This is a genomic window from Streptococcus sp. HMSC034E03 (assembly GCF_001811505.1).
GTDB lineage: Bacteria > Bacillota > Bacilli > Lactobacillales > Streptococcaceae > Streptococcus.
On sequence record NZ_KV804934.1, the window covers coordinates 1 to 569 of the forward strand.

Genomic DNA, 569 nt, shown 5'->3' on the forward strand with positions numbered 1-569 from the left:
AAAAGGCTCGCAAGAACCTTGATTGGTTGATTGAGGAGATGGAACATGAGAATTAAGACATCAAATGGATCCATCATCAATGTTGACAAAATAAAGCATAGCATCACGATTGATGGTGTTGAATACGGTTCAGATTGTCGTGCTTTGGTCTCTAAGCACAGAGATGGTACAGGGACTATTACGTTAGTCTTTGAAGGAAAAATGATTTAAAAAAGGAGTAAAAACAATGTTTACAAAATATGATCACGAAACAGGGAAAACTAAACTTACAAAACTTGCAAAAGGTGGCATCATCACGGTTGTTGCTATTGCTTCGTTAGGAATTTTTAGGGGAACTGCTGTGAAGCGCATTCCAGCTAATACGGTTGGAGTAAAGGTCAGTGCAATCGGAGGTGTTCAAGAAAACACCCTACAAACAGGCTATCATCTTAAAATGCCTTTCATTGACACGGTGTATACTCTATCGACATCAGTTCAAACAAAGACGATGGAGAAAATTACAACTCAGACCAAAGATGGGCAATGGCTGAATACTAACATTGATGTGAAGTATCGTGTTAATAAAGAAA

At 38.1% G+C, this 569-nt stretch carries 2 protein-coding genes; both read left to right on the forward strand.

Annotation, left to right across the window (positions count from 1 at the left end; translation table 11 throughout):
- Positions 1–45: 45 nt before the first annotated feature.
- Complete coding sequence (locus HMPREF2805_RS11195) at positions 46–210, forward strand: hypothetical protein (protein ID WP_186822536.1); 165 nt, start codon at positions 46–48, stop codon at positions 208–210.
- Positions 211–226: 16 nt separating this feature from the next.
- Positions 227–569: SPFH domain-containing protein (locus HMPREF2805_RS00360; RefSeq protein ID WP_261676108.1), on the forward strand; the 343-nt coding region annotated here is incomplete at its 3' end.

Bases quoted from the DNA above. Each gene is read 5' to 3' on its own strand.
- HMPREF2805_RS11195 (WP_186822536.1), top strand. From the start codon at position 46: ATGAGAATTAAGACATCAAATGGATCCATCATCAATGTTGACAAAATA.